A 25,132-nucleotide genomic window follows, 5' to 3' on the forward strand; every position below is an offset into this window, starting at 1 on the left:
TTGATTGAGCCTGTCGAAATCACTGTCCTGCGGTTTCGACAAGCTCAACCAACGGGGCCCGGTCATCAGGTTTCGACAAGCTCAACCAACGGGGCCCGGTCATCAGGTTTCGACAAGCTCAACCAACGGGGCCCGGGGCTCGGCGCGTGCTCAGGCGCCCAGCGCCGCCGTCGGTGAGGTGTGCGCCGCACGGATGGCCGGCAGCATCCCCGCCACCGCACCGACGAGCATCGTCACGCCGACCCCGGCGAGGAGCACCCCGGGCGGGATGGCGACGAGCCAGCCGTTGCCCTGCGCGACGACCGCCGTGATTCCCCAGCCGAGCAGTGTTCCGGCGAGACCGCCGTAGGCTGCGAGCAGAATCGCCTCGACGAGGAACTGCGAGCGGATGTGGCCACGGGTCGCGCCCAGCGAGCGGCGCAGGCCGATCTCGCGCCGCCGTTCGAGCACGGAGATGACCATGGTGTTCGCCACGCCGATTCCGCCGACGAGCAGCGCGATCGAGCCGACGCCCACGAGTAGGCCCGTGAACGCCTGGTCAACCGTGTTCTTGGCGGCGAGGGCATCCGATGGTCGACTCACACCAACTTCGTTGGGTGATTGCGGGTTGATCGTGGCGGGCAGCAGCGTGCGCACATCGGCCACAGACTCTTCGGCAGAGCGCTCGTAGATCACGGTCGGGGAACCGTTGAAGGCGAAGAGCTCTGTGGCGATCGGTGCCCCAATGAGCGCGGTTGTGTCGAGCTCTGGTGCCAACGGCGACGGCTTCAGAATGCCGACGACGGTGAATTGCACCCCGCCGATCCACACTTGCGAGCCGATTGTGCGGATGCCGAGCCGCTCAGCGGTCGTCGCACCGAGCACTGCAGAGGGGTACTTCGCCGTTGCCTCGTTGAGCCACGCACCCGACTGCAGCTCGGTGCCCGTTGAGGCGAGCAATTCGAGGTCGGCTGCGTGCACCGTCATGCCGCCGGTTGCGCCCTTCGCGATGAAGGAGTTGCGGTAGACGTTCACGTCCTTGAGCTGGGCGGTCCAGCTGGCATTCTCCACGGCGTCGATTCGCCGAACACGCGAGACAGCATCTGCGGGCAACTCGGTCGCTTGGCCGAAGAAATCGTCGGTGGCCGTGGCCGTCAACAGATTGGTTCCGAGCGCCGAGAGCTTCTCCTTCACGAGCGCCTCGCTCGAGGTCGAGATGCCGATCACGGCAATCATCGCGGCAATGCCGATGGCGATGCCCAACGCCGAGAGCATGGCGCGCATGGGGTGGGCGCGCAGGCCGTGGAATCCGAGCCCCAGCAGGTCGCTCGCACGCAGGCGGGAGCGTTTCAGTTCACTCATTGCGCCCTGCCTCACCCGCACGCGACCCAGCGGTAGCGAGTTCAGCGGCCGGCCCACATTCAGACCCCGCGTCACGCTCGTCGCCCACGATTGCGCCATCCAACAGCGAGACCCTGCGCGGAATACCCTCAGCAAGCTCGCGATCGTGCGTGATCACCACGACCGTCGTGCCTGCGAGGTTCAACTCGCGCAAAATGTTCATCACTCCATCGCCTGACTTCGTATCGAGTGCACCGGTTGGTTCGTCGGCCAAAACCAACGAGGGCTCGCCCACAACGGCTCGTGCGATGGCGACACGTTGGCGTTCACCGCCAGAGAGTTCGCGTGGCTTGTGCCGTGCGCGGGCAGCCAGACCCACTCGTTCCAGAGCGCGCTCGGCGCGGGCTCGGCGCTCGCGCGCCGGCATGCCCGTGTAGAGCAGCCCGGTGGCGACGTTGTCGACAGCGGATACGCCGTCGGCCAGGTGGTACTGCTGGAAGACGAAACCGATGCTGAAAGCTCGCAGAGCAGAGAGAGCGGCATCCGACATCGAGCCCACGTCGCGGCCGGCGATCTGCACCGTGCCACTGCTGGCTCGATCGAGCGTTCCGATCAGGTTGAGCAGCGTCGACTTACCCGAGCCGCTCGGCCCGACAATCGCCACCATCTCGCCCTGCTCGATCGTGAGGCTCACGCTGGCGAGTGCGACGGTGGGCGGCGATCCGTACTCACGTGACACCTCGTTCAAGTACACGACGGGCGCCGCGGCATCCGTGTGCCCGTTCATCATTGCCCCACCACGACGGCATCGCCCTCGGCAACGTCGCCGCTGAGAATCTCGACCATGCCGTCGGCAAAGACGCCGAGTTCAACAGGCACGATGGTGCTCGTCGATGTCGATACCTTCTCGACCGCGAAGCCGCCGCCGGGCTGTGCCAAGAGTGCGAGAACGGGCACACGCACGGCGTCGACACTCTTCACGAGTGAGAGCGAGATGTTCACCGTCACGTCGGCGTAGGCTTCGGCGAGCGCCGGGTCGTTCAGGGTGACGACGATCGGCAGGCGCATGGCTTTGCCGCCCATTCCGTCGTCTTTCTCCACAGGGGCACCGACTTCTTTCACCGTTCCGTCGACCGTGGTGCCGTCGGGCAACGTCACGCTGACGGTCGCGCCAACGGTGGCCACTTCTTTGAGGTTGGGTGCGATGAAGGCGGTGACGCGCTTCTCCGTTCCGGATGCCGTCACAATGGCGTTCGACGCCGGGTCACCGACCTTCGCGCTGTGCGATGCAATGCGCACGGCGCTCGGGCTGAACTCGATACGTCCTGGCTCGATGCTGCCCGTCTCCTCGAGGCCGAGCGCCTTCTGCCACTTCTCGATGGCCGCCTCTGTACTCTCGGCGAACTCGTTGTCCGGCTCGCGGGTGAAGTAGCCGAGCTCGGCCAGGTTCTGCTCCAACTGCAGCACGTCGGGGCCGTCCTCCATCCCCAGCGCGAACTCGCGCCACATGGGCAGCCCGCCGATCAGCAGCAGCACGGGTCGATCATCGATGCGGAACAGCTCCCCACCGCGATCAACCACCGTGCCGACCGGGCTCACCGCCGTGATCGTGCCGCCGATCCCGGTGCCCAACTCTGCCGCCCCGGCAAAGCCGAGCGTGCCTTTGACGCGCATGCTCTCAACGAGGTCACCGCGCGTGACCTCGGCCGTCTCGACATCGATCGTCGTTGTCTGCTTGTCGGCCGCTGCCGTGGTGCGGGGCACGAGCAGCACCGTGGCGACCACCCCCGCGAGCACGACGCACGCTGCGCCGATGATCCACGGTGTGCGCCGTATGCGTTTCGCCGCCATCACTCTGACTCTCCGGTGGTCACGCTCGAGCTCATCGAGAAGCCCATACCGGCGTCATCTCCGCACTGTTCCATGACAGCGGGGTCGAAGTCGTCCATAGTCATGGCCTGCATCGAAATGGATCCGTCCGTGCTGACCTCGGGGTCCGGGTAGTCGTAGCCCGCCTCGCGCATGCACTTGGCGAAGGCGAGCATGTTCTTCTGCATCTCCTCCGGGCTCGGCATGCCGGGCGGTGTCGGCATCTCGCCCAGCTTCTTCACGCACTTCTTCTGTGCAGCCTCGAATCCCGCGATGTCGAGCTCGCCGATGTCGATGGCCTGCGTGCTCTGCGTCGACTGCGACGAGTCGTCGCCGGAGCTCGTTCCCTCGACCGGGGCGGGCTCGAGGTCCCCCATGTCGATCCCCTCGTCGCTGAGGCACGTGTTGAAGTCGCGCTGCCAATCGTCATAGGCGGCCTGTTCGTTGCCGGTCTTCAGTTCGCCGGAGTCGTTCGACGCTGGAGTGGCGCCGCATGCGGCGAGTGCCGCGATCACGCCCAGCGCGGCCAGTGCGGCGATGGCGTTCCGTGCGCCGCGCGGAGCGGTGCGCTTCTTCTGAATGGTCGACATGGTTGATTCCTTCCTCTCGCACCTCGTGATGAGGCACGCTCCCAGCGTGAAGCGCGCGGGGTCGCGAGAGGGTAAAGCCTGGCTTTGACGTTTTTCTAACCTTCGTTCTGTTCTACTGGGAGCTCAGGAACGGAGTTTTCAGTGCGCGTATTGATCGTCGAGGACGAGCCGTACCTTGCCGAGGCCGTACGCTCAGGGCTTGCCCTGCAGGCCATTGCCGCGGATGTCGTCGGCGACGGTGATGCGGCACTACGGGCGATCGACATCAACTCGTACGACGTTGTACTGCTCGACCGCGACATCCCCGGCACCCACGGTGACGAGGTGTGCCGCATCCTCGCCGCGCGCACCACGCGGCCGGCGATTCTCATGCTCACTGCCGCGCGACGCCTCAACGACAAGGTCGGTGGCCTGGAGCTGGGCGCAGACGACTACCTCTCGAAGCCGTTCGAGTTTCCCGAGCTGACCGCACGCGTCCGGGCTCTCGGCCGCCGCGTCTTCACCACCGTGCCGCCGCGGCTGAGCGCCGGCGGCATCACGCTCGACCCCTTCCGCCACGAGGTCTTCCGCGACGGGCGCTTCGTGCGCCTCGGTCGCAAGGAGTTCGCCGTGCTCGAGGTGCTGATGCGCGCCGACGGCGGCGTTGTGAGCGCAGAGCAGTTGCTCGAGAAGGCGTGGGATGAGAATGCCAATCCCTTCACGAACTCGGTGAAGGTCACGATCAGCACGCTGCGCCGCAAGCTCGGTGAACCGTGGTTGATCCGCACGGAATCGGGGGTCGGCTATGCCATCGACAACGCTGAACGGTAGTCGACCCGATGCCGTCGAGCTCGACGAGCTCAAGCCCAAGAAACACCGCCTCACCGTTCGAGCCCGTCTCGCACTCACCTACGCCGGTCTGGTGACGATCGCCGGGGTGGTGCTGCTCAGCATCGTCGCTTTCGTCATCGGGGTCGTTCCGACCTATGAGTTTGCCGCGCCCGTCTCACTCGCCACCACGAGTTACCCCGCGGGCACCCTTCCCCGCGACTACGCCGTGGAAATACCAGGGGCTGTGATCAGTGGCGAGGCAACACGCTCGACCGATCAGTCGATGGTCGATCAGGGCCTGATCACGATCGACTCCCTCAGCGCCGCCGTCACCGTGAGCTCGCGCGGCGACATGCTCCAGCTGCTGCTGTGGGTCTCTGCCGGGGCGCTTCTGGTGCTCGCCGCCGGTGGCGCATGGGCCGGCTGGTTCGTGGCCGGCAAGATGCTGCAGCCGCTGCAGTACGTGAATGCGGCAGCCCACCGGGCCGCGAGCGGCAAGTTCGACCACCGCATCGCCCTCACGGGACCGCGCGATGAGATCTCGGAGCTTGCAGACAACTTCGATGAGATGCTCGCCGAGATCGAGCAGTCGGTTGATGCGCACCGACGTTTCGCCGCGAACGCCTCGCACGAGCTGCGCACCCCGCTCGCCACGACCAGGACGATGCTCGACGTCGCGATCAGCACGGCGCCGGCCGATCAGCGCATCCTGCTGCAGCAGCTGCGTGAGACGAACGAGCGCAGCATCGACACCGTCGAATCCCTGCTCGACCTCGCCGAGATCGAGTCGGTGTCGACCACGCTGGAGAGCGTCGATCTCGCCCGGCTGGCGGCATCCGTTGTCGAGACGTGCAGCGATGAGGCGGCCGCGGCCGACGTGCGCGTCGAAACGCGGCTGCGCCCTGCTGTCGTCGACGGCGACCCGGTGTTGCTGCGCCAGCTGCTGAGCAACCTGGTGCAGAACGCGATTCGCCACAACGAGCGTGGCGGCACGGCGCTCGTCAGCACGAGCACCGGCGCGGACGGCATCCCCCGCATCGAGGTCACCAACGACGGCGAGCTCATCCCGGGGGCCGTCATGAGCCAGCTCGCCGATCCGTTCTTCCGCAGTCGCGGACGCACCAACGAGGCGGCGACGCGCGGCCGGGGACTCGGCCTGTCGATCGTCGCGGCGATCGCCACCCGCCACGGGGCGGTCCTCGAGCTCTCGCCCCGGCATGCCGGCGGGCTCGGTGCCGAGGTGCGATTCCCCGCGCCAGACGCCTCCCCCGTCGGAGTCCGCTGAGAGCGGTCACATGGCCACTTCGGGGCCTCACAAGCGGCCATTTGGCCGCTCTCAATGGAACTGAAGAGGGAACTGAAGCGGGCTAGAGGAGCTTGCGGGCCGTCGCCCAGGCGGTGAGCTCGTGCCGGCTGGAGAGCTGGAGCTTGCGCAGCACGGCCGAGACGTGGGTTTCGACCGTCTTGGGTGAGATGAAGAGATCGCTCGCGACCTCCTTGTACGCGTAGCCGCGGGCGATCAGCCTCATCACCTCTTGCTCGCGCACCGAGAGTCGGTCGAGCTCCTCGTCGGTGGCCGCCACCTCGCCGGAGACAACGCCGAACGCGTCGAGCACGAAACCGGCCAGGCGCGGAGAGAAGACCGCGTCGCCCCCGGCAACGGCGTGCACGGCGCGACTCACGTCGATGCCGGAGCTGCCCTTGGTGATGTAGCCGCGGGCGCCGGCCCGGATCACGCCGACCACGTCCTCGGCAGAATCCGAGACGCTGAGCGCGAGGAAGCGGGTGCCGGGCACGAGCGGGGCGGCCAGGCGGATCACCTCGGCGCCGCCGCTCGGGGCCGCCTCCCCGTGCGGTCCGGATGCCGGGGCATTCGCCCCCGCCTGCCCGGCCGCACCGGGGCCGCCAGGCAGGTGCACGTCGAGCAGCACGACGTCCGGCGCGCTGGCCGTCACGACCTGAACCGCCGATTCGACGTCGTGCGCCTCACCGACGACCTCGATGGACGCATCCAGATCGGCTTTGAGCCCGGAGCGGAAGATCGAGTGGTCGTCGACGATCACGACGCGCACGAGCGGTGCATCAGTGCTGGTGTTCATCGACTGCCGGCCTCACTGTTCCGATTTCGAGGGTTCTGGTGCTGTGGGTTCTGGTGCTGTGGGTTCTGGTGTTGAGCGTTGCGGCGCTGCGGGTTCGTGTTCCGTGCTCGTCCCATTCTGCCCGCGGCCGGCCGGCCGCGCGGCGGAGCGCAGCCGCACCTCGGTGCCGGAGCCGCCGACGCCGCGGCGCACGGTCGCGTTGCCCCCGGCCCGGCGCATGCGCCCGATGATCGACTCGCGCACGCCGAGGCGGTCGGCGGCGACCTCTGAGACCTCGAAGCCCTGGCCGCGATCGCGCACGTACACCTCGACGGCATCCGCGGTGCCCTCGATGTACACCGAGACCTCTCCGCCGGCGTGCCTGGCGGCGTTCAGCATGGCCTCCCTGGCTGCGGCGGCGATCTCGCCGCTGGCGCGTTCGCCGGACTCACCGACGGTGACGATGTCGACGCGCACGGGATAGTCGAGCTCGAGGGCGGCGGCCCAGTCGCGCAGATCGGTGGCCAGATCGCTGTCGGCGGGGGTGTCGGCCGCGAACAGCCAGCTGCGCAGTTCGCGCTCCTGAGCCCTGGCGATGCGGGCGACCTCGCTGGACGCTCCGGCCCGGTTCTGGATCAGCGCCAGCGTCTGGAGCACCGAGTCATGCAGGTGGGCGGCGATCTCACTGCGCTGCTCCTCGCGGATGCGGCGGGTGCGTTCGGCGCCGAGCTCCCGCCAGAGCCGGAGCAGCACCGGCGCGAAGACGAGGGCGATGCCGAGCAGCAGAGCGAAGCCGACAAGCAGCACGTAGAGGCTTCGCCACGCGGAGAGGGGGCCCAGGAAGACGGCGATGATGAGCACGCCGAGCACGATCGTCGCGGCGGCGCGCACGAGGCGTTCGGTGCGGCGCCCGCGCTCCGGATCGGTGCGGTCGACGAAGGTTGCCCAGAAACTCGCGGACACCGCGAGCACGATCGCCGCGAGGATCGGCAGGAGCACCCGATCGACAGACCAGGCGTCGTAGTAGTCATACGGCGCGAGGACGATCGCGGCGCCCGCGGCGACGGCGGAGCCAGCGACGAGCGCCCAGGCGACGGGCGCCCGACGCGTGACGGTGTCGGCCTCTGCGTCGCCCGTCGCCGGGTCGAACGGCAGGAATGCCCAGAGCCAGAGATAGAGCAGGATCCCCATGCCCGAGAGCAGACTGAGTGCGATGAACGCGGCGCGCACGACGCCCACCGGCCAACCGAGGTGGCGGGCCAGGCCGGCTGCGACTCCGGTGGCCAGACAGGAGCGCGGGCGGCTGAGCCGGGGCCGGGGTGCGCGGGGCACGGGGGCGGCCTGCGCGTTCGGTGACATAGAAGCATCCAAACAGAGATCGATCGCCGACGGAGACTCCCCCGGCCGATCTCAGGGTGCGTTCAGGGATTCACCCCATAGCGGGCGGATGCCGGCAGGGGCCACGATCGAATTATGAAACATGACCTCCCCGCCGATCTCGATGCGGACGCCGCTGCGAACACCGCCGCCGCCGGCGCAACCGGCGACACCGCCGGCAGCGGCCCTGCGACGCCCGACTTCTCGGCCTACTCCTCCAGTAGCGACCGCGATCAGCACGGCGGCGCACCGCACGGCTTCTTCGCCTGGCTGCGCAGCCTCGGCCTGCAGCGCCAGCCCGGCTGGATCGGCGGTGTGGCCTCCGGCGTCGCCGCGCGGATCGGCATTGACCCGATCATCGTGCGCGGGATCCTCGTTGTGCTCGCGATCTTCGCCGCACCCGTCTTGCTCTTCTACGGCGTCGCCTGGCTGCTGCTGCCAGACAACGATGGCCGCATCCACCTCCAGCGTCTCCTGAACGGCGACCCGCAACCGGCGCTGGCCGGCATAGCGATCTTCGTGCTGCTCGGTCTGATGACACCGTTGAACGCTGCGGCACAGTCGGTGGTCGCCGGGAACTTCTGGACGACGGGCGGCTGGTTCTGGGGCTGGTCCGGCTCCTCGGTGATCGCCACTATCCTCAACATCGCCGCGCTTGCCGCCATCACCGTCTTCGTGGTGTGGCTCGTGCGACGCAGCAACTCGAACTCCCGGGGCGGAGGTGCACCGTCGCCGACCACCCTCGCCGCGTACAGCACCGCCCCGGCCACAGACGGCGGCGGCATCCGGTCGGGGGACTCCGATGCCGCCGCCACCACAACGAGCGACGCCGCCCCATCGGCGGCCGCTACGGCCGAGACCGTGGCAGCAGAGCCGCCGGTCACGGCGCCGACCGCCGAGTACGAACCGATCCCGCCGGGCGCCGGTGCATCCGTCGACGAGCTCGCCGCGTGGAAACTGCAGCACGAGGCGTGGCGGGTCGAACGCGAGCGCTTCAACCGGGCCCAGACCGACGCCGACCAGGCGGCCCGATCGCACTGGGCGGCCGAGAACAAGGCCCGCTCGCAGGCCTTCGCCGAGCAGGCGGCCGAGCACCGTCGCCTGCGCAAGCTCGAGCGCCCCCGCGCCAGCGCGTCCGCCGTGTTCTTTACGCTCGGCGCCGCCCTCGTCGCCGGTGCCGCCAGCGCCATCGCCGCGATGGGCAGCCCCGAGAATGCCGACTACGCCGCGACCATCGGTGTGCTGGTGGCTGCGCTCGTGGCATCCGTCGCCATGATCATCGCCGGCATCGCACGCCGCCGCAGCGGCTTCCTCGCCGCCGTCACCATGGCGTTGCTCCTCATCGGGCTCGTCTCTGCGTTGATCCCGCGAGGGAGCACGCTGCTCTGGCCGGGCGAGTTCGTCAGCAGCACGTCGGCACCGGAATCTGTGACACAGCCCTTTGGAGCATTGACGGTGTGGGTCTACGACCACGAGAACAGCAACAGCGCCCCCGGCACCATGACCATCACCAAGGCCAACGGCGACCTCTACATCCAGATGGACCCGGGCGCCTCACTCGAGCTCGACGCGGCAATCGACGCCGATGAGACGATCACCCTCACCCGGCACGACAACGACGGCGACGCCGAAAGCAGGGTGCTCACGCCCCCGAGCGAGTCCAGCACACACACCCTCCGGATCGGCACGATCAGCCCAGACGACCCGGCGGACCTCACCATCGACGCCACGCTCACGCGCGGTTCCATCTTCATCACGCAGTTCCCCGGATAGGACACACTCATGAGCACAGCCAACGAGAACCCGGCCGACTCGCTCGCCGCCACCGCCCCGATTCCGGACGCCGCCGCAGCCACCCCGGTGCAGTCGCTGTTCACGGCTGCCGCCGACGGCGGCACCTCCCCCGGCGGCACCACCGCCAGCACAGAGACCGGGCCAGCGGGAACCACCGCCGCCGCCCCTGCGCCCACCGACACACCGGCCGCCGGTCACGGCCCGCGCACACGGTGGGCGGCCATCGTGTGGGGCCTCGTGTTCGCCGCGCTCGCGAGTGGCGCGCTTTACGTGGTGCTCACGCCGGAGCACCGCCTCGAGCTGATCGAGTGGGTCACGAGCCTCCAGCCGACGACTCTCGCCCTCTACGGCGCTCTGGCGATCGGCGTCATCGTGCTGCTGTTCGGCCTGGTCGGGCTGCTGCGCCGTGCGCAGCGCGCACTCGCCGCCCGCCGCTCCGCCTGATCCGCCGCCGGGGGCCGCTCCTGTTTTCGATCCCCTAGCCGGTCCGCGGATGCGGCGCTCGAAACAGGCCAAAAACGGCAGAAACCGCGGCATTGGGCGCCGCGCATCCGCGGACCGGCTGAGGCGCCCGCTGCCCGCGGGCTATGCGTCTAGGCGCTCTTGTCCGCCTTGGCGGACTTGTCCCGCTTGGCCACCCGCCGGCGCTTGTCACCGACGGCGTCGGCCTGGCCGGCATCCGGTCGCTTCTTCTTCTTTTTCTTCAGCGGCTTCGGCTGGGCGGTCGCGTCGTCGAGCATGGCGAGCCAGCTGTCACGGCCCAGGGCGTGCACGATCTTGCTCAGCGTTGTGAGTGTGGAGCCGTGCCCCTTCTCGAGGCTGCGGAGGGCTGTGAGGCCGACGCCGGCGCGGTCGGCCAGCTCGCGCTGGGAGTAGTCGCGTTTGATGCGGAGTTCCCGCACCGCCAGGCCGAGATCGCGCTCGACACGCTCCACATCGAACTCAATCATCGCAATTCCGACGCTTGATGCTGTAGCATGGTTCAAGTGTCGCATATGCGACCTTTGTTTCAGAACGTGGCGGGACCGACTCGCCACAACTCGTCGTCCGTATGGATTCCGTGCGGACGGCTCGTTTGTGCATCTGAGACCAGAAAGGATAACTCTCATGATCGTTCAACTCGTTGGCGTAGCCCTGTTCGTACTCGCCGCATCGACCATCACGTGGGCGATGCTTTCGTTGCGCACCGCCCAGCAGCGCCGCTCGGCAGCCACACAGCAGCTCGCGTGATCCTGTAGCGCCAGCCGTACGCCGACCACTCAGAGAAGGCCCCGATCCCCCAGTGGACGGGGCCTTCTCCGCACCCCGGGCAAGCGAGCCCACGACGAGCACGCCCACTACAGCTCGATGCCGACGAGCACAGGCTCCGGGTGCAGAATCACGCCGAACTCGGACTGCACCCGGCCCTGCACGTAGCGGGCCAGCTGCGCGATCTCCTCGGCGCGCGCGCCACCCGTGTTCGTGATCGCCAGGGTGTGCTTGCTCGAGATGGCCGCCCGCGAGCCCGGAAGCCGGAAACCGCGACGGATGCCCGAGTGCTCGATGAGCCAGGCGGCGGAGAGCTTGACGAGCGCCTCCTTCGACGCGGCGGCACCGGCATCGACCGTGGACGCCGCGAGCTCCTCCTGGTGTGTGAGGAACGCGTCAAGCGGAGTGCCGGAGGCGAGGCGCCCGAGCGGGACCACGACATCTGCGGCATCCGGGGCCAGCGGCCACCGTGGCGCGTCGGCGGGGAGCCCGCGGGCGAAGTTCTCGCGCACGATCGGGTTCGTGAAGAAGGATCCGGCGCTGGCGGTGTCCGGGTCCTCGGCGTTCAGGACCATGCCCTTGGAGGCCCGCAACACGAGCACCGCGTCGCGCATCGCCTGCACCGGCACCCGGTCGCCGAGTTGCACGCCGAGGGCTCCGGCCAGCTGCGCGTATGCGACCGGCTGCCCGAGCGCCCCGCCGAGCACTGCCTGTTCGTCGGCGGTGTCGTGCAACTCGAGTTCGACGGTGAGCACGATGCCCTGGCGGCCCCGCTTGAGAACGGAGGTGCGGTAGCCGAGCTCGAGCTCGGCCGCGCTCACACGGCTGACCTCGCCGGTGATGTAGTCGAGGAAGTCGATGGCGACGAGGCTGGAGGAGAGCTCCTGGCCGTATGCACCGATGTTCTGCACCGGTGCAGCACCGGTCGAGCCCGGGATGCCGGAGAGCGCCTCGATGCCCGACCAGCCACGGCCGACCGCGTAGGCGACGAGATCGTCCCACGGCTCACCGGCCTGCACGCGCACGCGCACGCGGCCCGGCGTCGCGGCATCCGTCGGCAGCACCTCGATGCCCCGGGTGGCGACACGCACCACGGTGCCGTCGAACGGCTCGTCGCTGGCGACGGTGTTCGAGCCGCCGGCCAGAACGAGCCACTCGTCACCATCGGCCCAGACCGCGAGCGCCGCGTCGACGAGGTCGCGCTGCGTCGTGGCCGTGACCATGCGTTCCGGCACGCCGCCGACCCGCATCGTGGTGAGCTCGGCCAGCGCCAGAGGTGAGTCAGTCATCACAGGCCCTCAGCCGGCGGCGGTGGCGAGGTTGACCCGCACCTGGGCCTTGCCGAGCACGGTCGCGCCGTCGAAGGTGACGGTGAGGTCGATGCGTGCGACGGAGTTCTCCGGCTCCAGCGCGCCGACCTTGGCGAGCACGCTGACCTGGGCGCCGCCGGCCGGGTCGACCGGAACCGGGCGGGTGAACTTGACCTGGTAGTCGACGACACGCGCCGGGTCGCCGACCCAGTCGACGACGGGCTGCACGGCCAGGCCCATGGTGAGCATGCCGTGGGCGAGAACGCCGGGCAGACCGACGGATGCCGCAATGTCATCGCGGTAGTGGATCGGGTTGAAGTCGCCGGAGGCACCGGCATAGCGCACGAGCGAATCGCGACTGAGGGCGAAGCTGCGCTCGGCGATGACGTCGCCGACGCTCAGGTCTGCAATCGCCACGCTGGTTGAGCCTGTCGATCCGCTGGTTGAGCCTGTCGAAACCATTACTCGTCCCCCCTGACCACGAGGGTCGAGATCGCCGTGACGACGTGCTCGCCCGCGGCATCGGTGATCTGCGATTCGGCCGTCACCATGGCGTGCGGTCCGAGCGTCTTGACGCTGGCGACGGTGAGCGTCGCGGTCAGCTCATCGCCGGCCATGATCGGGCGCGAGTAGCTGAAGCGCTGGTCACCGTGCACGACGCGGCTGAAGTCGATGCCGGCATCCGGCTCGGAGAGCAGCTGGGCGAGCGTGAGCTCCTGCACGACGACGGCGAAGGTCGGCGGGGCGACGACGTCGGCGTGGCCGGCGGCACGCGCGGCTTCCGGGTCGAGGTTGATCGGGTTCGTCGCGAAGACGGCGCGAGCGAACTCGCGCACCTTTTCACGGCCGACCAGATAGGGCGCGGTGGGCGGGAAGATCCGGCCCTGCAGTTCGGGGTTCACAGGCACCCGTCCAGTCTAGGCAACGGACCGGGCTCTCTGCTGGTCGAGGCGAGGTCTCGATACGCTCGTTCCTCGCTACTCGACCAGCGGAAGGGCGAGTGGATCGCCTCCTGTTGCTGAGGATGCCTTGGTAGAGGCTGCCGCCTTTCGCGCCGCTACGCGGCGCGCTAGTCGGCTGAAGCCCGCGAGAGCGTCTCGCCCCGGAAGAAGGCCGGGCGCTTGCGCGACTCGATGAACATGATCACCGCGCCGCCGAGCAGCACCACCATGCCGAGCACGAACACGAGACCGACGCCGAAGACGTTCGATCCGGAGCCGTACTCGGGGTTCATGCTGTCGATCAGGGTGGTGAAGAACAGCACGGCCAGGATGACGCCGCCCACGAGCGGGGCGAGCAGCGTGAAGAAGAACTCGCGGACGCTGTTGAACCACTGCGTGCGGAAGAACCACACACAGGCGAAGGCGGTGATGCCGTAGTAGAAGCAGATCATCATGCCGAGCGCCGTGATGGTGTCCCAGAGCACGTTCTCGCTGACGAAGCGCATCACCGCGTAGAACACGGAGGCCACGATCGCCGAGACGATCGTCGCGTAGCCCGGAGTGAAGAAGCGCGGGCTGACCTTGGCGAACTTCGGCGAGAGGGCCCCGTAGTGCCCCATCGCCAGCAGGGTGCGGGCCGGAGAGACGAAGGTCGACTGCAGGCTCGACGCCGAGCTGGTGAGCACGGCGAGTGAGACCAACACCGCGAGCGGGCCGAGGATCGGACCGGCGAGGTGGAAGAACACGTTGTCCTGGATGTCGGGGTTGCCGAGCCCGTACTCACCGGTGCCGACACCGGCGAAGGCGATGAGCGAGACCGCGATGAGCAGGTAGAGCACCACGATGATGATGACGGTCGTCGTGGCCGCACGGCCCGGCGTCTTCTCCGAGCCCTTGGTCTCCTCGTTCATCGTCAGCGTCACATCCCAGCCCCAGAAGATGAAGATCGAGAGCGACAGGCCGGCGGCGAAGGAGGAGAAGCTCTCAATGGCGAACGGGTTGAACCAGGAGAGTTCGATCGGCGTCGCGTCGAAGGCGTTGCCATTCGCGACCTCGACGAGCGCGGCGACCGAGAAGATGATGAGCACCAACACCTGGAAGCCGACCAGCCAGTACTGCAGCTTCTGCGTCGTCTGCATGTCGCGGTAGGAGATCCAGGTCGCGCCGAGCATGAACAGCAGGCAGACGACAACATTGATGAACGGGTTCGCCGCCAGATCGGCGAGCGCCGGGTCACCCGCGATCTGCGAGATCAGCAGGAACAAGAAGTCGACGGCGATGCCGGCGAGGTTGGAGAGCACGAGGATCGTGGCGGCGATCAGGCCCCAGCCGGCCATCCAGCCGACCCACGGCCCGAATGCCCTGGCTGCCCAGGTGAATGACGTGCCGGAGTCCGGCATCCGCCGGTTGAGCTCGCGGTAGCCGAGGGCGACGAGCAGCATCGGGATGAAGCCGACCAGGATGATGGCCGGCACCTGCACGCCGACCTCGGAGACGGTCGGGCCGAGGGCCGCCGTCAACGTATACGCCGGCGCAATGCAGGAGATGCCGATGACGATGGCACCGACCAGGCCGACAGATCCGGCGCTCAGGCCCTTCTTGGAGATCCCGGTGTCTTTCGGCGTGCCTTCTGCCGCCCCGACGTCGTTGGCGTTGTTGATGCTCATCGCTGGTCACTTCCTGCATTGGTGCCGGCGGCGTCGCGCGGCACAACGATCATCGGAACCGGCAGCTCGTGCAGCATCTTCGCCGCCGTCGAGCCGAGGAACAGTCGGCGCGGTTGCGCCAGGCGGCTCGAGCCGACGAGCACGACCTCGTCCGGATCCCAGTCCAATTGGGTGACGGCGTCCTCGATGGTGTCGCCGGATGCCACGACCGTCGTGACCTCGGCGTTCTCGTTGAGTGCCGCCCGCGCCCTGGCGGCTGCCGCCTCCGCGTGCTCTGCCCCCTTGGCCAGTACGACCGGGTCATCGTGACCACCCGGCAGGTCGACGCCGACGAGCGAGACGAGACGCAGTGGCACCCCGCTGCTCTCCGCAACCTGGATGCCGGCGGCGAGCAACGCCTCGGCGCCCGCCCTGGTGCCGACCGCGCAGGTGACGCGGCTGATCCCGGACCCCGGCTTGGCGTTGCGCGCGCCCTCAGGCGCGAGCGCGACGGGAACGTGCGAGAAGTGCAGCAGCGAGCTCGCGACGCTGCCGATCGTGAACCGGCCGAGCAGCCCGCCACGGGCGGCCCCGACGATGATCATGTCGCTGCCGAGGCGCTCCGCCGTCTCCAGCAGCCCGTCGGCGAAAGACTCGGCGTAGACGAGATGCCGGTACGCGGTGACCTCCGCCGGGACCATCCCTGCCGCCTCGCTCAGCCAGCCTGCGGCGAGCTCGGAGAGGTGACGCTCGTAGCCGGGGTCGGTCGGCGTGAGCGTCGCCCGCTCCTCGCTGTGCAGCACGAGCACGATGTCGAGCACGGCGCCGCGGCTGCGCGCCAGGCGCACACCCAGGGCGATCGCGTCGGCCCCGGCCGGGGTGGCGGTGTATCCAACGATGTAACGCATCGAACTCCTCATTGAGCCAGTTGTACCGGTGCAGCGGGTGCTGAATGCTACCGCAGCTCGGCGATGATCGCGGCAGCCGTCTCACGTCCGACGCGAATTGCGCCGTCGACGTGCTGGTAGCCCTTGCCGGCCAGGTCGCTGCAGGAGAAGGAGATCGGCCCCACGGGCGTGCGCTGGTCTGCGCCGTAGCGCGAGAGTCCACCCATGTCGAAGCTCGCGGCGTAGGCGCCGCGCGTCCACTCCTCGCTGCCCCAGTCACTCTCGTAGTAGAACAGCGGCTGCTTGGTCTGCTCGCCGTAGTAGTGCGAGAGCGACTCGAGGATGCGCTCCTTGCGCTCCTCCGCGCTGAGCTCGAACACGCCATCGGCGTTGCGGTCGGAGACGAAGCCGACCAGCGTGCCGTTGCTGTCGCCGTGGTTGCTGTTGTCGTAGGCCTCGTGCGCGAGCTCATAGGGGCTGAATGCGGTGCCGGAGAGCCCGGCCTCGCGCCAGAACGGCGTCTCGTAGACGGCGTGCACCTTGATGACGAAGCCCATGGAGAGGTGCTGGTGCATCTGGTGCTGACGGCGCGGGAGGGGCGGCTCGTACGAGATGCGGCTGACCAGGGGCGGCGGAACGGCCACGACGGCACGGCGCGCGTGCACCTCGAGCCCGCTGCCGGTGATCGCGACGACGCCGTCATCGCTCCAGCGGAGCGTGCGCACGGGGTGACCGAGGTGCACGTCATCGCCGAGGCGCTCGGCCAGGCCGATCGAGACGCCCTGCATGCCGCCGACGACGCGCTTGTCGAGGATGAAGTCGGCATCGACGAGGTGAGTGAAGCTTCCGGCGGATGCGGCCATCAGCAGCGCCTGCAGCAGCGAGAACGCGTAGTCCGGCTTCGTGATCATCGCGGCGCCGATGTACAACGAGATGTTGTCGCGCGCCTCCTGATCGGCCGTGGCATCCTCGAGCCACGCCTTGAAGGTGACCTGGTCGAACTCGAGGGCGCGCGGGTGCGCCCACGGCTGATCGGGGTCGATCTCGGCGACGAGTACATCGAGCTCATCGATCAGGCGCACGAGCTCCGCCTCGGTGGCGGGGCCGACCGGGAAGATGTCGCCGGTGAACCGACGCGTCTGGTCGTCGCGGTCGATGTAGATGCTGTCGCCCTCGCGGTAGCGCGAGTAGGTCTCGAGGCCGAGCTCGGCCAGTGTCTCGATGAGCGCGTCCTGGTCGGGCGACACCCACTGGCCGCCGATCTCGATCATGTGACCGTCGAAGTGGTCGGTCCAGGTGCGGCCGCCGACGCGGTCTCGCGCCTCGAGAACGGCGACCGTGAGGCCGGCCTTCTTCAGCTCGCTTGCCGCGGTGAGGCCGGACGCCCCTGCTCCGATGATGACGACGTCGCGTTCAATCGCGGCCATGCTGTGCTCCTTGATGTTGTGACGGGTACGACAGGGTGGTTCAGACAGGTGCGTCTGACCGGTGCTTCTTACTGCGTGGCGGGGATCAGAGTGTATTTGGTGGAGAGGTACTCGTGAATGCCCTCGAGCCCACCCTCACGGCCGAGGCCCGACTGCTTGACTCCGCCGAATGGTGCGGCGGCATTGGAGACGAGACCAGTGTTGAGCCCCATCATGCCGGTGTCAAGCTTGTCGATCATGCGGTGGCCGCGGGCGACATCCTGGGTGAAGACGTAGCTGATCAGGCCGTACTCGGTGTCGTTGGCCAGGCGGACGGCCTCGGCTTCGCTGCCGAAGGTGGTGATGCCGACGACCGGGCCGAAGATCTCGTTGCTGAGGATGTCGCTTCCCGGCTGCACGCCGGAGAGGACGGTGGGCTCGAAGAAGGAGCCTGGGCCCTCCGGGCGGCGCCCGCCGACGACCAGTTCAGCGCCGCGCTCGACGGCGTCGGCCACGAGTGCGGCGGTCTCGGCGACGGCCTTCTCGCTCACCAACGGGCCGATCGACACGCCGGTCTCCGTGCCGCGCCCCATCGCGAGTGCTCGCACACGCTCGGCCAGGCGCTCCGTGAACTCGGCCGCGACGGACTCATGCACGATGAAGCGGTTGGCCGCGGTGCAGGCCTGACCGATGTTGCGGAACTTGGCCAGCATCGCGCCGTCGACGGCCTTGGCGAGGTCGGCGTCCTCGAAGACGACGAACGGGGCGTTGCCGCCGAGTTCCATCGAGGTGCGCAGCACGCCCTGTGCCGCCTGCTGGATGAGTCGCTGGCCGACGGCGGTGGACCCGGTGAAGGAGAGCTTGCGGAGGCGCGGGTCTGCGATGATCGGCCCGGACACCTCGGAGGAGCTGGAGGTCGTGATGACGTTCACGACACCGGCCGGAACACCGGCGTCTTCGAGCAGCTGCACGAAGAGCAGCGTGGTGAGCGGCGTCAGCTCGGCCGGCTTGATCACGACGGTGCAGCCGGCGGCGAGAGCCGGGGCGACCTTGCGGGTGGCCATGGCCAGCGGGAAGTTCCAAGGGGTGATCAGGAAGCAGGGGCCGACGGGGCGCTGCGAGACGACCATCGTGCCCGTGCCCTCAGGGGTCTGGCCGTAGCGACCGCTGATGCGCACGGCCTCCTCGCTGAACCAGCGCAGGAACTCTCCGCCGTACGCGACTTCACCGAGGGCCTCGGCCAGCGGCTTGCCCATCTCCATCGTCATCAGCAGGGCGAAGTCGTTCTTGCGCTCCTGCAGCAGGTCGAACGCGCGGCGCAGGATCTCGGCGCGCACGCGCGGGGCGGTGGCCGCCCAGCTCTCGGATGCCAGGGCCGCGGCGTCGAGTGCGCGCATGCCGTCTGCGGCATCCGCGTTGGCGATGCGCTTGATCACGGCGCCGGTTGACGGGTCGGTCACGGTGATCTGCTCGCCGCTGCCCGCCTGCCACGTGCCGTCGATGTAGAGTCCGTCCGGAACGCGCGCGAGCAGCTCGAGCTCGTGTGCGGTGAGCTCAGCGGGAACGGCGAGCGTTGTGGTCTGCGTCATTGCGAAAAGTCCAATCGTGCGGTGCTGTGGCTGTGGAGATTTCGACAGGCTCAATCAGCGGTGGCTGATTGAGCCTGTCAACGGGTCGCGAGCGGTTACGCGGCGGCGAGGGCGTCGATGACGACCTGGAGGCCCTCGGTGAGCAGCTCGTCGCTGATGGCCAGCGGCGGCAGGAAGCGGATGACATTGCCGTAGGTTCCGCAGCTGAGCAGGATCACGCCGGCGGCGTGGGCCGCGGCGACGACGCGGCCGGTGAGTGCGGCATCCGGCTCACCGCTTGCGGCATCGACGAGCTCGATCGCCATCATGGCGCCGAGACCGCGCACCTCGCCGATCCGCGGGTCGGCGGCCTGCGCGGCCTCCAGGACTCCGCGCATCAGCGCGCCGATCTCGCCGGCGCGGGCGATCAGGCCGTCCTCCTCATAGCTCTCGATGGTGGCGAGCGCCGCTGCACAGGCGAGCGGGTTTCCGCCGTATGTGCCGCCGAGGCCGCCGATCTGCGGGGCGTCCATGATCTCCGAGCGGCCGGTGACCGCCGAGAGCGGCAGACCGCCGGCGATGCCCTTGGCCGTGACGACCAGGTCGGGCACGATGCCGAACTGCTCGCTGGCGAACATCGTTCCGGTGCGGGCGAAGCCGGTCTGCACCTCGTCGGCGATGAAGACGACATCGTTCGCTCCGCACCAATCGACGATCGCCTCGAGGAAACCGTCGGCCGGGACGATGAATCCGCCCTCGCCCTGGATCGGCTCGATCATGACCGCGGCCAGGTTGCCCGCGCCGATCTGCTTCTCGATCTGGCTGATGCTGCGCTTGGCCGCCTCTGCACCGCTCAGGCCGCCATCGCGCAGCGGGTAGCTCGTCGGCACGCGGTAGACCTCGGGCGCGAACGGGCCGAAGCCGTTCTTGTATGGCTGGTTCTTGGCCGTCAGCGCCATCGTGAGGTTGGTACGACCGTGGTACGCGTGGTCGAATACGACGACGCCCTGCTTGCCGGTGTAGTGGCGGGCGATCTTAACCGCGTTCTCCACTGCCTCTGCACCGGAGTTGAAGAGCGCGCTGCGCTTGCTGTGGCTGCCGGGGGTGAGTCGGTTGAGCGCCTCGGCCACCTCGACGTAGGAGTCGTAGGGCGCGACGGTGAAGCAGGTGTGGGTGAACTGCTCGAGCTGCGCAGCGACGGCGGCGACGACCCGCGGGGCGCTGTTGCCGACGCCGGTGACGGCGATTCCGCTGCCGAGGTCGATGAGCGAGTTGCCGTCGACATCGACGAGCACACCGCCGCCGGCGGCAACCGTGAAGACGGGGATCGTTGAGCCGACGGACGCGGAGACGGCCTGCGCCTTGCGGGCACCGAGTTCGATCGACTTCGGCCCAGGGATTGCGGTGACGATGCGGCGTTCCTGCGGCAGCGACGGACCGCCGACGGGAGGCGTGGTGCCCTGGACGATGGCCGGCGAATCGATGAGCGTCATGGCTCCTCCACAATCTATGTTCGTGCTGAGTTTGTTCGTGCTGACGTTGTGCGTGCTGGGCAATCGTAGGCACCGCAGCTGCCGCGTCGATATCGCCGTCCCGTATAGTTGTCGCACCGCTGTTGGCCACTCTGTACAGCCCCGAATCGACCGGATGCCATGCTCCCCACACTGCGCTCCCTGATGCGTCAGCGCGAGCTCGCGCTGCACCTGCTCACCCCGGAAGACGCCCTGCCCGCCGGCGCGCTCGACGCCGCCATCGAGTGGGTGCACAGCTCCGATCTCAACGACCCGACACCGTTCCTCTCGGCCGGTCAGGTGTTGCTCAGCACAGGCACCCAGTTCGAGGGCGAGCCGGGAGCCGAGTCGGTCTTCGCCTATGTGCGTCGACTGCATGATGCCGGCGTCGCGGGGCTGGGCTTCGGCACAGAGGTCGTGCGCGCCGGAACCCCCGAGGCACTCCTGGCCGCGTGCCTCCAGACCGGCCTGCCGTTGTTCGAGGTTCCGTATCGCACGCCCTTCATCGCCGTTGCCCGGGCAGCATCCGAGATGGCCGCGGAGGAACGCTTCGCCAGGCGCAGCTGGTCGCTCGGGGCGCAGCGTGCGATCGCGATCGCCGCACTTCGCCCGGACGGTCTGAGTGCGAGCCTCGAGGAGCTCTCCCACCAGCTCGGCCACTGGGTCGCGCTGTTCAATGCGAACGGCGCACTCGAGCGGGTGTTCCCGGCGGGCGCTCTCGCCGAGCCCGCCGACACCATGTCGAGCGAGACCGCGGCGGGCGGTGCGGCTGCGCTCGTCGACACGGTGCGCCGCGAGGCCACACGGCTGTTGCGCCGCGGGCAGCGGGCCAGCAGCACCATCACGGCGGGCGGCGAGACGCTCACCCTGCAGACCCTGGGTCGCCGCGAGCAGCTGCGCGGCGTGCTCGCGCTCGGCGGCAGTTCCGAGCTCGACCAGGCCGGCAACGAGGTGGTGACCGCGGTGATCGCCCTCGCCGGACTCGCGCTCGAACAGAACCACAGCCTCGACCGGGCGCGCGGACAGATCCGGGCCGCCGTGCTGCGCGCCCTCCGCCTCGGCGATCTCGAACTGGCGACGAGCGTCAGCGACGGACTCTGGGGTGAGCTTCCGAGTGAGCCGGTGCGCTGCGCGGTGGTGGAGACGCGCGGTGGGCAACTGGATGCCGTGACCGAGCACCTCGAGGCGCTCGTGTCCGAGCACCCCGGCACCCTCTTCTTCGCCGTCGACGGCGGCCGGCTCGTGCTGTGCATCGGCGATGACGGCCTGCCCCTGCTCACCGAACTCTGTGCTGCATTCGCGCTGCGCGCCGGCCTGAGCGAACCGGGCGGCTACACCGATCTCGACCGGTCCAGGATGCAGGCGGAGCAAGCCGTCGCCCGCGCGGGCGACGGGGTCGGCGTGAGCGGGTTCGGCGAGATCGCCCGCGACGGCGTGCTCTCCTACCTCGGCACCACGGATGCCGGTGCGATCGGCCGCGCCGTGCTCCAGCCACTCATCGAGCACGACGCCGCGCAGCACAGTGAGCTGCTGCGCACGCTGCGACTCTGGCTCGAGCAGAACGGCCAGCTCGACGCGACCGCGCAGCTGCTGGGAGTGCACCGACACACCGTGCGGGCCCGGATCGCGCAGATCGAGAAACTGCTCGGGCGCGACCTGAGCGGTTTCCACGAGCGCGCCGAGCTCTGGGCGGCCCTGCTGGTCTTCGCCGAGTAGTCCGCGGTCATGGCCCGTCGATTGAGCTTGTCGACATCAGCTCAGGGCTTCGCGTGCGTCGCTGCTCCTTCGTCGCGGCGCCGCTCGCGGGGGCCGACGTGCATCGACACGCCGGCTTGAGGGAGCAGCCGCGGAACGAGGCCGCCCCCGAAGCCCTGAGCGAGAGCGGGGACTGCGGGACAGCCGACTATTCGACCAGGGAGGCGACGGGGGCGGCCGGCGCCGTCTCCTGCGCTGGCCCCGCATGGCGCGGGCCCACAGCCGTGCGCATGGCCTCGCCCCGGGCGATCGCGGCATCGCTCGACCCGGCCGAGACGGTGCGGAGGAACACGATGATCCAGCTGAAGATGAGCACGGCGGCCACGAGCTCGACCGCGGTCAGGTTGTAATAGCCGATGGCGAAGAATACGGCAACGGTGACGATGACCACGATGAACGCGTAGCCGAGGCTGACGAAGGGCTTGGGCATCTGTGGAAGGAACTTGGGCAACCCGATCACGAGCACGGCGAACGTGACGGCCATGCCGGTCGCGACGGTGTTGTGCACCGCGAAGAAGCGGTCCACCGGGAAGATGCCGACACAGGCGAGGCAGATGCCGATGAGCACGAGCCCCCAGCGCACCACCTCGACGCCACGCGGCACGGCTTCGCCGACGCGCATCATGCTCGCCGTTGCGTAACGCGCGATGGTGGTCACGATCACGCCAGCGACGATGAGGGTGAGGTTGAACGTCATCGCGGAGATGTCATCCGTCATCCCCAGCGCACTGAGGTTCATCTTCCACCACTCGGGGTCGGTCGAGGTGAGCATGCTTGTGAGTGCACCGACCACGAGGAAGACCAGGAGCACGCCCGAGAGGCGCATCGTGCTCATGCCGGCGGCCGAGAGGTAGCTGAAATAGGCGCTGACGGCCGCAGCCGCACCGGAGAGCAACATGGCGGGGATCGCGTACACCTCCGCACCCTGGAAGCTCTGCTCGAGCAGATCGGCTGCCCCCGTCCACAGCAGCAGGCAGATCACGCCGTGCGCGAAGGAGAGCGCGGCGACGTCCAGGATCCGCGGCGCCCTGTGCACGGTGATCCCCACCAGCGGGCCCTCCAGACCCGCGATGACCGCCGGCCCGGTGCCATCGTGTTGGTGCGCGGTGGCGGAGAAGTAGCGTCCGGCGATGAAGGCACAGAACCCGGCGAAGGCACAGGCGATGGCGACGTACTCACCCAGGGAGCCGGGCCCGGCGATGGGCACGTGGTGCATGCCGATCACGGGCAGTGCGATCAGCGCAACGACCAGGAAGGCGATCGTGCCGGCGCCGAGTGCCAACGATTCGGTCGTCGTCGCACTCGAAGCGAGACGCACCCGCAGGGCGTTCCATCTGGTCACAGTGCTCATGCGGCGTCCCCTCGTCGTGCCCGCGCCCGACCGAGGTGTCGGTCGGGCGCGGAGCAAGTTCTGTGGTCATCATGGCGCAGGCGGACGGACGGCGTCGAGCGCGACGCTGCGCGTCGCACGATTAGGCTGGCGCAGAACTGCAGCAGCCGGCGCAGAACGCCGAGAACGAGGAGCGCCATGTCCGCCGAACAGCCCGAGCCGCCCGCGGCCGTCGTCGTCGCCCTGCTCGAGGCGCTCGGCTCCGCCGTGTCGACGGATGCCGTCGCGCTCGCCGCCATGCGCGCAGACAAGTCCGGCCACCGCACGGCCGCGCCGCCGCTGGCCCTCGTCACCGCGACGAGCGTGGAGCAGGTGCAACAGACGTTGCGGATCGCGAGCGCCCACGGCACCCCCGTCGTCACCCGGGGCGCGGGGACCGGGCTGGCCGGAGGCGCCATCGGCGGCCGCGGCGAGATCGTGCTCTCCACCCTCGCCATGAATCGGATCCTCGAGATCAACGTCGCCGACGAACTCGCCGTCGTGGAGCCGGGCATCATCAACGCCGAGCTCAACTCGCAGCTCGCCCCGCACGGCCTCTGGTTCACCCCGGACCCGGCCAGCCGCGCCATCTCGACGGTCGGCGGCAACATCGCCACGAATGCGGGCGGGCTGCTCTGCGCCAAGTACGGCGTCACCCGCGATTCGGTGCTCGGGCTCGTGGTGGTGCTGGCCGACGGCCGCCTGCTCCGCCTCGGCCACCGCAGCGTCAAAGGCGTCACCGGCCTCGACCTCACCGCGCTCATGGTCGGTTCGGAGGGCCTGCTCGGCGTGATCGTCGAGGCCACCGTGCGCCTGCGCCGGCTGGTCGGCGGCCCGACGCCCACGATCGGGGCCTACTTCGACAGCGTGCGCGCGGCGGCGGAGGCCTCGGCCGCGGTGACCGCCGCCGGCATTCGGCCCGCCGTCATGGAGCTCGTCGATGGCCCCAGCCTCGACGCGATCGGTGCGCTGCTCGGCCTCGAACTGAGCGGGGCCGCCTATCTGCTGGTGCAGACCGACGGCCCAGGCGCCGAGGCAGAGGCCGCCGCGGTGCTCGAGCTGGTGCGGTCCGGGGGCGGCAGGGCCGAGATGACGACGGATGCCACGGAGGCCGAGCGCCTGCTCGAGATCCGCCGTGCCATGCACCCGGCCATGGAGCGACTCGGCACCACCCTGATCGAAGACGTCTCCGTTCCACGGAGCGCGCTGCCGGCCATGTTCGACGCCATCGCCGACATCGAGCGCCGCCACGGCATCCGGATCCCGACGATCGCCCACGCCGGTGACGGCAATCTGCACCCCAACTTCATCTACGACGCCGGCGTCGACGACGAGGTGCCCGCGCACATCTGGGCGGCGGCCGATGAGATGTTCCAGGCGGCGATCGCACTCGGCGGCACGCTCACCGGCGAGCACGGCATCGGCGTGCTGAAGCGTCGTTGGTTGCGCGATGAACTCGGCGACGCGCAGTTCGAGCTGCAGCAGCAGATCAAGAACGTCTTCGACCCCTCCGGAATCCTGAACCCCGGCAAGGTCTTCTAGACCTCCGGCCACGCACATGCAAGCCCCGGCCGGGTTCGGGCCGGAGCGCAGAGTGCCCCCGTCGCGGGCGTAGGCTCGGACGGGCGCAGCACAAGCAGGGCGAGGGAGAGC

At 68.9% G+C, this 25,132-nt stretch carries 23 protein-coding genes; 7 read left to right on the plus strand and 16 right to left on the minus strand.

All coding sequences use genetic code 11. From position 1 onward, the window contains the following. Positions 1-150: 150 nt before the first annotated feature. Genes ASC66_RS13535 through ASC66_RS13550 form a run of 4 tightly spaced genes read right to left on the minus strand, consistent with a single transcriptional unit; the run spans position 151 to position 3,779 of the window. Positions 151-1,341 carry an ABC transporter permease gene (locus tag ASC66_RS13535; protein WP_055840525.1) on the minus strand — a complete coding sequence of 397 codons (1,191 nt, stop codon included), beginning with the start codon at positions 1,339-1,341 and terminating at the stop codon, positions 151-153. Beyond that, positions 1,334-2,110: an ABC transporter ATP-binding protein gene (locus ASC66_RS13540; RefSeq protein WP_235496925.1), complete on the minus strand. Its 777-nt coding sequence runs from the start codon at positions 2,108-2,110 to the stop codon at positions 1,334-1,336. Before ASC66_RS13540 ends, ASC66_RS13535 begins: the two co-directional genes overlap by 8 nt. Further along, positions 2,107-3,171, minus strand: coding sequence for a peptidoglycan-binding protein (locus tag ASC66_RS13545; protein WP_055840528.1), 1,065 nt, complete (start codon positions 3,169-3,171; stop codon positions 2,107-2,109). The genes ASC66_RS13540 and ASC66_RS13545 overlap by 4 nt, the downstream gene beginning before the upstream one ends. After that, positions 3,171-3,779 carry a hypothetical protein gene (locus tag ASC66_RS13550; RefSeq protein ID WP_055840531.1) on the minus strand — a complete coding sequence of 203 codons (609 nt, stop codon included), beginning with the start codon at positions 3,777-3,779 and terminating at the stop codon, positions 3,171-3,173. Before ASC66_RS13550 ends, ASC66_RS13545 begins: the two co-directional genes overlap by 1 nt. Positions 3,780-3,920: 141 nt before the next feature. Between ASC66_RS13550 and ASC66_RS13555 the strand changes: the two genes are divergently transcribed. Beyond that, positions 3,921-4,589 (plus strand): response regulator transcription factor, encoded by a 669-nt coding sequence (locus ASC66_RS13555; RefSeq protein WP_055840533.1) that lies wholly within the window; start codon positions 3,921-3,923, stop codon positions 4,587-4,589. Then, positions 4,564-5,874 carry a sensor histidine kinase gene (locus ASC66_RS13560; protein WP_055840537.1) on the plus strand — a complete coding sequence of 437 codons (1,311 nt, stop codon included), beginning with the start codon at positions 4,564-4,566 and terminating at the stop codon, positions 5,872-5,874. Before ASC66_RS13555 ends, ASC66_RS13560 begins: the two co-directional genes overlap by 26 nt. Before the next feature lie 82 nt (positions 5,875-5,956). On the opposite strand, the gene ASC66_RS13565 is transcribed toward ASC66_RS13560, so the two are convergent. Together ASC66_RS13565 and ASC66_RS13570 are read right to left on the minus strand one after the other, a co-directional pair. Further along, positions 5,957-6,688 carry a LuxR C-terminal-related transcriptional regulator gene (locus tag ASC66_RS13565; RefSeq protein WP_055840540.1) on the minus strand — a complete coding sequence of 244 codons (732 nt, stop codon included), beginning with the start codon at positions 6,686-6,688 and terminating at the stop codon, positions 5,957-5,959. 12 nt (positions 6,689-6,700) lie between these two features. Continuing rightward, a complete protein-coding gene (locus ASC66_RS13570; protein WP_082492340.1) occupies positions 6,701-8,026 on the minus strand; it encodes an ATP-binding protein in 1,326 nt (441 codons plus the stop codon). Between the two features lie 114 nt (positions 8,027-8,140). Between ASC66_RS13570 and ASC66_RS13575 the strand changes: the two genes are divergently transcribed. Beyond that, positions 8,141-9,817, plus strand: a complete 1,677-nt coding sequence (locus ASC66_RS13575) for a PspC domain-containing protein (protein ID WP_055840543.1) — start codon at positions 8,141-8,143, stop codon at positions 9,815-9,817. A 9-nt stretch (positions 9,818-9,826) separates the two neighbouring features. Beyond that, complete coding sequence (locus tag ASC66_RS18475; RefSeq protein ID WP_235496926.1) at positions 9,827-10,282, plus strand: hypothetical protein; 456 nt, start codon at positions 9,827-9,829, stop codon at positions 10,280-10,282. Positions 10,283-10,431: 149 nt separating this feature from the next. Here ASC66_RS18475 and ASC66_RS13585 read toward each other — a convergent pair whose 3' ends face one another. Then, positions 10,432-10,788, minus strand: coding sequence for a helix-turn-helix transcriptional regulator (locus ASC66_RS13585; RefSeq protein WP_055840545.1), 357 nt, complete (start codon positions 10,786-10,788; stop codon positions 10,432-10,434). Positions 10,789-10,945: 157 nt separating this feature from the next. On the opposite strand from ASC66_RS13585, the gene ASC66_RS18570 reads away from it, so the two are divergent. After that, on the plus strand, positions 10,946-11,068 hold the full coding sequence (locus ASC66_RS18570; protein WP_278044041.1) for a hypothetical protein: 123 nt from the start codon (positions 10,946-10,948) through the stop codon (positions 11,066-11,068). Positions 11,069-11,175: 107 nt separating this feature from the next. Here the strand turns inward: ASC66_RS18570 and ASC66_RS13590 are convergent, their stop codons facing one another. From ASC66_RS13590 to gabT, 8 genes are all read right to left on the minus strand, one after another. Continuing rightward, positions 11,176-12,375: a UDP-N-acetylmuramate dehydrogenase gene (locus ASC66_RS13590; protein WP_055840548.1), complete on the minus strand. Its 1,200-nt coding sequence runs from the start codon at positions 12,373-12,375 to the stop codon at positions 11,176-11,178. 9 nt (positions 12,376-12,384) lie between these two features. Continuing rightward, positions 12,385-12,858 (minus strand): MaoC family dehydratase, encoded by a 474-nt coding sequence (locus ASC66_RS13595; protein ID WP_055840551.1) that lies wholly within the window; start codon positions 12,856-12,858, stop codon positions 12,385-12,387. Further along, positions 12,858-13,304: a MaoC family dehydratase N-terminal domain-containing protein gene (locus ASC66_RS13600; RefSeq protein WP_082492342.1), complete on the minus strand. Its 447-nt coding sequence runs from the start codon at positions 13,302-13,304 to the stop codon at positions 12,858-12,860. The genes ASC66_RS13595 and ASC66_RS13600 overlap by 1 nt, the downstream gene beginning before the upstream one ends. Before the next feature lie 161 nt (positions 13,305-13,465). Then, on the minus strand, positions 13,466-15,004 hold the full coding sequence (locus ASC66_RS13605; protein WP_055840557.1) for an APC family permease: 1,539 nt from the start codon (positions 15,002-15,004) through the stop codon (positions 13,466-13,468). Then, the gene (locus ASC66_RS13610) at positions 15,001-15,891 is read right to left on the minus strand and encodes a universal stress protein (RefSeq protein WP_055840560.1); all 891 of its coding nucleotides are present in this window, start codon (positions 15,889-15,891) and stop codon (positions 15,001-15,003) included. Before ASC66_RS13610 ends, ASC66_RS13605 begins: the two co-directional genes overlap by 4 nt. Positions 15,892-15,938: 47 nt before the next feature. Continuing rightward, a complete protein-coding gene (locus ASC66_RS13615; RefSeq protein WP_055840563.1) occupies positions 15,939-17,297 on the minus strand; it encodes a flavin monoamine oxidase family protein in 1,359 nt (452 codons plus the stop codon). Between the two features lie 68 nt (positions 17,298-17,365). Then, positions 17,366-18,865 carry an NAD-dependent succinate-semialdehyde dehydrogenase gene (locus tag ASC66_RS13620; RefSeq protein ID WP_055840566.1) on the minus strand — a complete coding sequence of 500 codons (1,500 nt, stop codon included), beginning with the start codon at positions 18,863-18,865 and terminating at the stop codon, positions 17,366-17,368. A 95-nt stretch (positions 18,866-18,960) separates the two neighbouring features. Continuing rightward, positions 18,961-20,337 (minus strand): 4-aminobutyrate--2-oxoglutarate transaminase, encoded by a 1,377-nt coding sequence (gabT, locus tag ASC66_RS13625; RefSeq protein ID WP_055840569.1) that lies wholly within the window; start codon positions 20,335-20,337, stop codon positions 18,961-18,963. Between the two features lie 159 nt (positions 20,338-20,496). Between gabT and ASC66_RS13630 the strand changes: the two genes are divergently transcribed. Continuing rightward, the gene (locus ASC66_RS13630) at positions 20,497-22,071 is read left to right on the plus strand and encodes a PucR family transcriptional regulator (RefSeq protein WP_055840572.1); all 1,575 of its coding nucleotides are present in this window, start codon (positions 20,497-20,499) and stop codon (positions 22,069-22,071) included. 187 nt (positions 22,072-22,258) lie between these two features. Here ASC66_RS13630 and ASC66_RS13635 read toward each other — a convergent pair whose 3' ends face one another. After that, positions 22,259-23,461 (minus strand): hypothetical protein, encoded by a 1,203-nt coding sequence (locus ASC66_RS13635; RefSeq protein ID WP_200944826.1) that lies wholly within the window; start codon positions 23,459-23,461, stop codon positions 22,259-22,261. A 177-nt stretch (positions 23,462-23,638) separates the two neighbouring features. Between ASC66_RS13635 and ASC66_RS13640 the strand changes: the two genes are divergently transcribed. Beyond that, positions 23,639-25,021 (plus strand): FAD-binding oxidoreductase, encoded by a 1,383-nt coding sequence (locus tag ASC66_RS13640; protein WP_055840575.1) that lies wholly within the window; start codon positions 23,639-23,641, stop codon positions 25,019-25,021. Positions 25,022-25,132: the final 111 nt, after the last annotated feature.

The sequence above is a fragment of the Leifsonia sp. Root4 genome (assembly GCF_001425085.1).
GTDB lineage: Bacteria > Actinomycetota > Actinomycetes > Actinomycetales > Microbacteriaceae > Microterricola.

Excerpts from the sequence above, each read along its gene's own strand:
- ASC66_RS13535 (WP_055840525.1), bottom strand. The coding sequence starts at position 1,341 with ATGAGTGAACTGAAACGCTCCCGCCTGCGTGCGAGCGACCTGCTGGGG.
- ASC66_RS13540 (WP_235496925.1), bottom strand. The coding sequence starts at position 2,110 with ATGATGAACGGGCACACGGATGCCGCGGCGCCCGTCGTGTACTTGAAC.
- ASC66_RS13545 (WP_055840528.1), bottom strand. The coding sequence starts at position 3,171 with ATGGCGGCGAAACGCATACGGCGCACACCGTGGATCATCGGCGCAGCG.
- ASC66_RS13550 (WP_055840531.1), bottom strand. The coding sequence starts at position 3,779 with ATGTCGACCATTCAGAAGAAGCGCACCGCTCCGCGCGGCGCACGGAAC.
- ASC66_RS13560 (WP_055840537.1), top strand. The coding sequence starts at position 4,564 with ATGCCATCGACAACGCTGAACGGTAGTCGACCCGATGCCGTCGAGCTC.
- ASC66_RS13565 (WP_055840540.1), bottom strand. The coding sequence starts at position 6,688 with ATGAACACCAGCACTGATGCACCGCTCGTGCGCGTCGTGATCGTCGAC.
- ASC66_RS13570 (WP_082492340.1), bottom strand. The coding sequence starts at position 8,026 with ATGTCACCGAACGCGCAGGCCGCCCCCGTGCCCCGCGCACCCCGGCCC.
- ASC66_RS13575 (WP_055840543.1), top strand. The coding sequence starts at position 8,141 with ATGAAACATGACCTCCCCGCCGATCTCGATGCGGACGCCGCTGCGAAC.
- ASC66_RS18475 (WP_235496926.1), top strand. The coding sequence starts at position 9,827 with ATGAGCACAGCCAACGAGAACCCGGCCGACTCGCTCGCCGCCACCGCC.
- ASC66_RS13585 (WP_055840545.1), bottom strand. The coding sequence starts at position 10,788 with ATGATTGAGTTCGATGTGGAGCGTGTCGAGCGCGATCTCGGCCTGGCG.
- ASC66_RS18570 (WP_278044041.1), top strand. The coding sequence starts at position 10,946 with ATGATCGTTCAACTCGTTGGCGTAGCCCTGTTCGTACTCGCCGCATCG.
- ASC66_RS13590 (WP_055840548.1), bottom strand. The coding sequence starts at position 12,375 with ATGACTGACTCACCTCTGGCGCTGGCCGAGCTCACCACGATGCGGGTC.
- ASC66_RS13595 (WP_055840551.1), bottom strand. The coding sequence starts at position 12,858 with ATGGTTTCGACAGGCTCAACCAGCGGATCGACAGGCTCAACCAGCGTG.
- ASC66_RS13605 (WP_055840557.1), bottom strand. The coding sequence starts at position 15,004 with ATGAGCATCAACAACGCCAACGACGTCGGGGCGGCAGAAGGCACGCCG.
- ASC66_RS13610 (WP_055840560.1), bottom strand. The coding sequence starts at position 15,891 with ATGCGTTACATCGTTGGATACACCGCCACCCCGGCCGGGGCCGACGCG.
- ASC66_RS13615 (WP_055840563.1), bottom strand. The coding sequence starts at position 17,297 with ATGGCCGCGATTGAACGCGACGTCGTCATCATCGGAGCAGGGGCGTCC.
- ASC66_RS13620 (WP_055840566.1), bottom strand. The coding sequence starts at position 18,865 with ATGACGCAGACCACAACGCTCGCCGTTCCCGCTGAGCTCACCGCACAC.
- gabT (WP_055840569.1), bottom strand. The coding sequence starts at position 20,337 with ATGACGCTCATCGATTCGCCGGCCATCGTCCAGGGCACCACGCCTCCC.
- ASC66_RS13630 (WP_055840572.1), top strand. The coding sequence starts at position 20,497 with ATGCTCCCCACACTGCGCTCCCTGATGCGTCAGCGCGAGCTCGCGCTG.
- ASC66_RS13635 (WP_200944826.1), bottom strand. The coding sequence starts at position 23,461 with ATGAGCACTGTGACCAGATGGAACGCCCTGCGGGTGCGTCTCGCTTCG.
- ASC66_RS13640 (WP_055840575.1), top strand. The coding sequence starts at position 23,639 with ATGTCCGCCGAACAGCCCGAGCCGCCCGCGGCCGTCGTCGTCGCCCTG.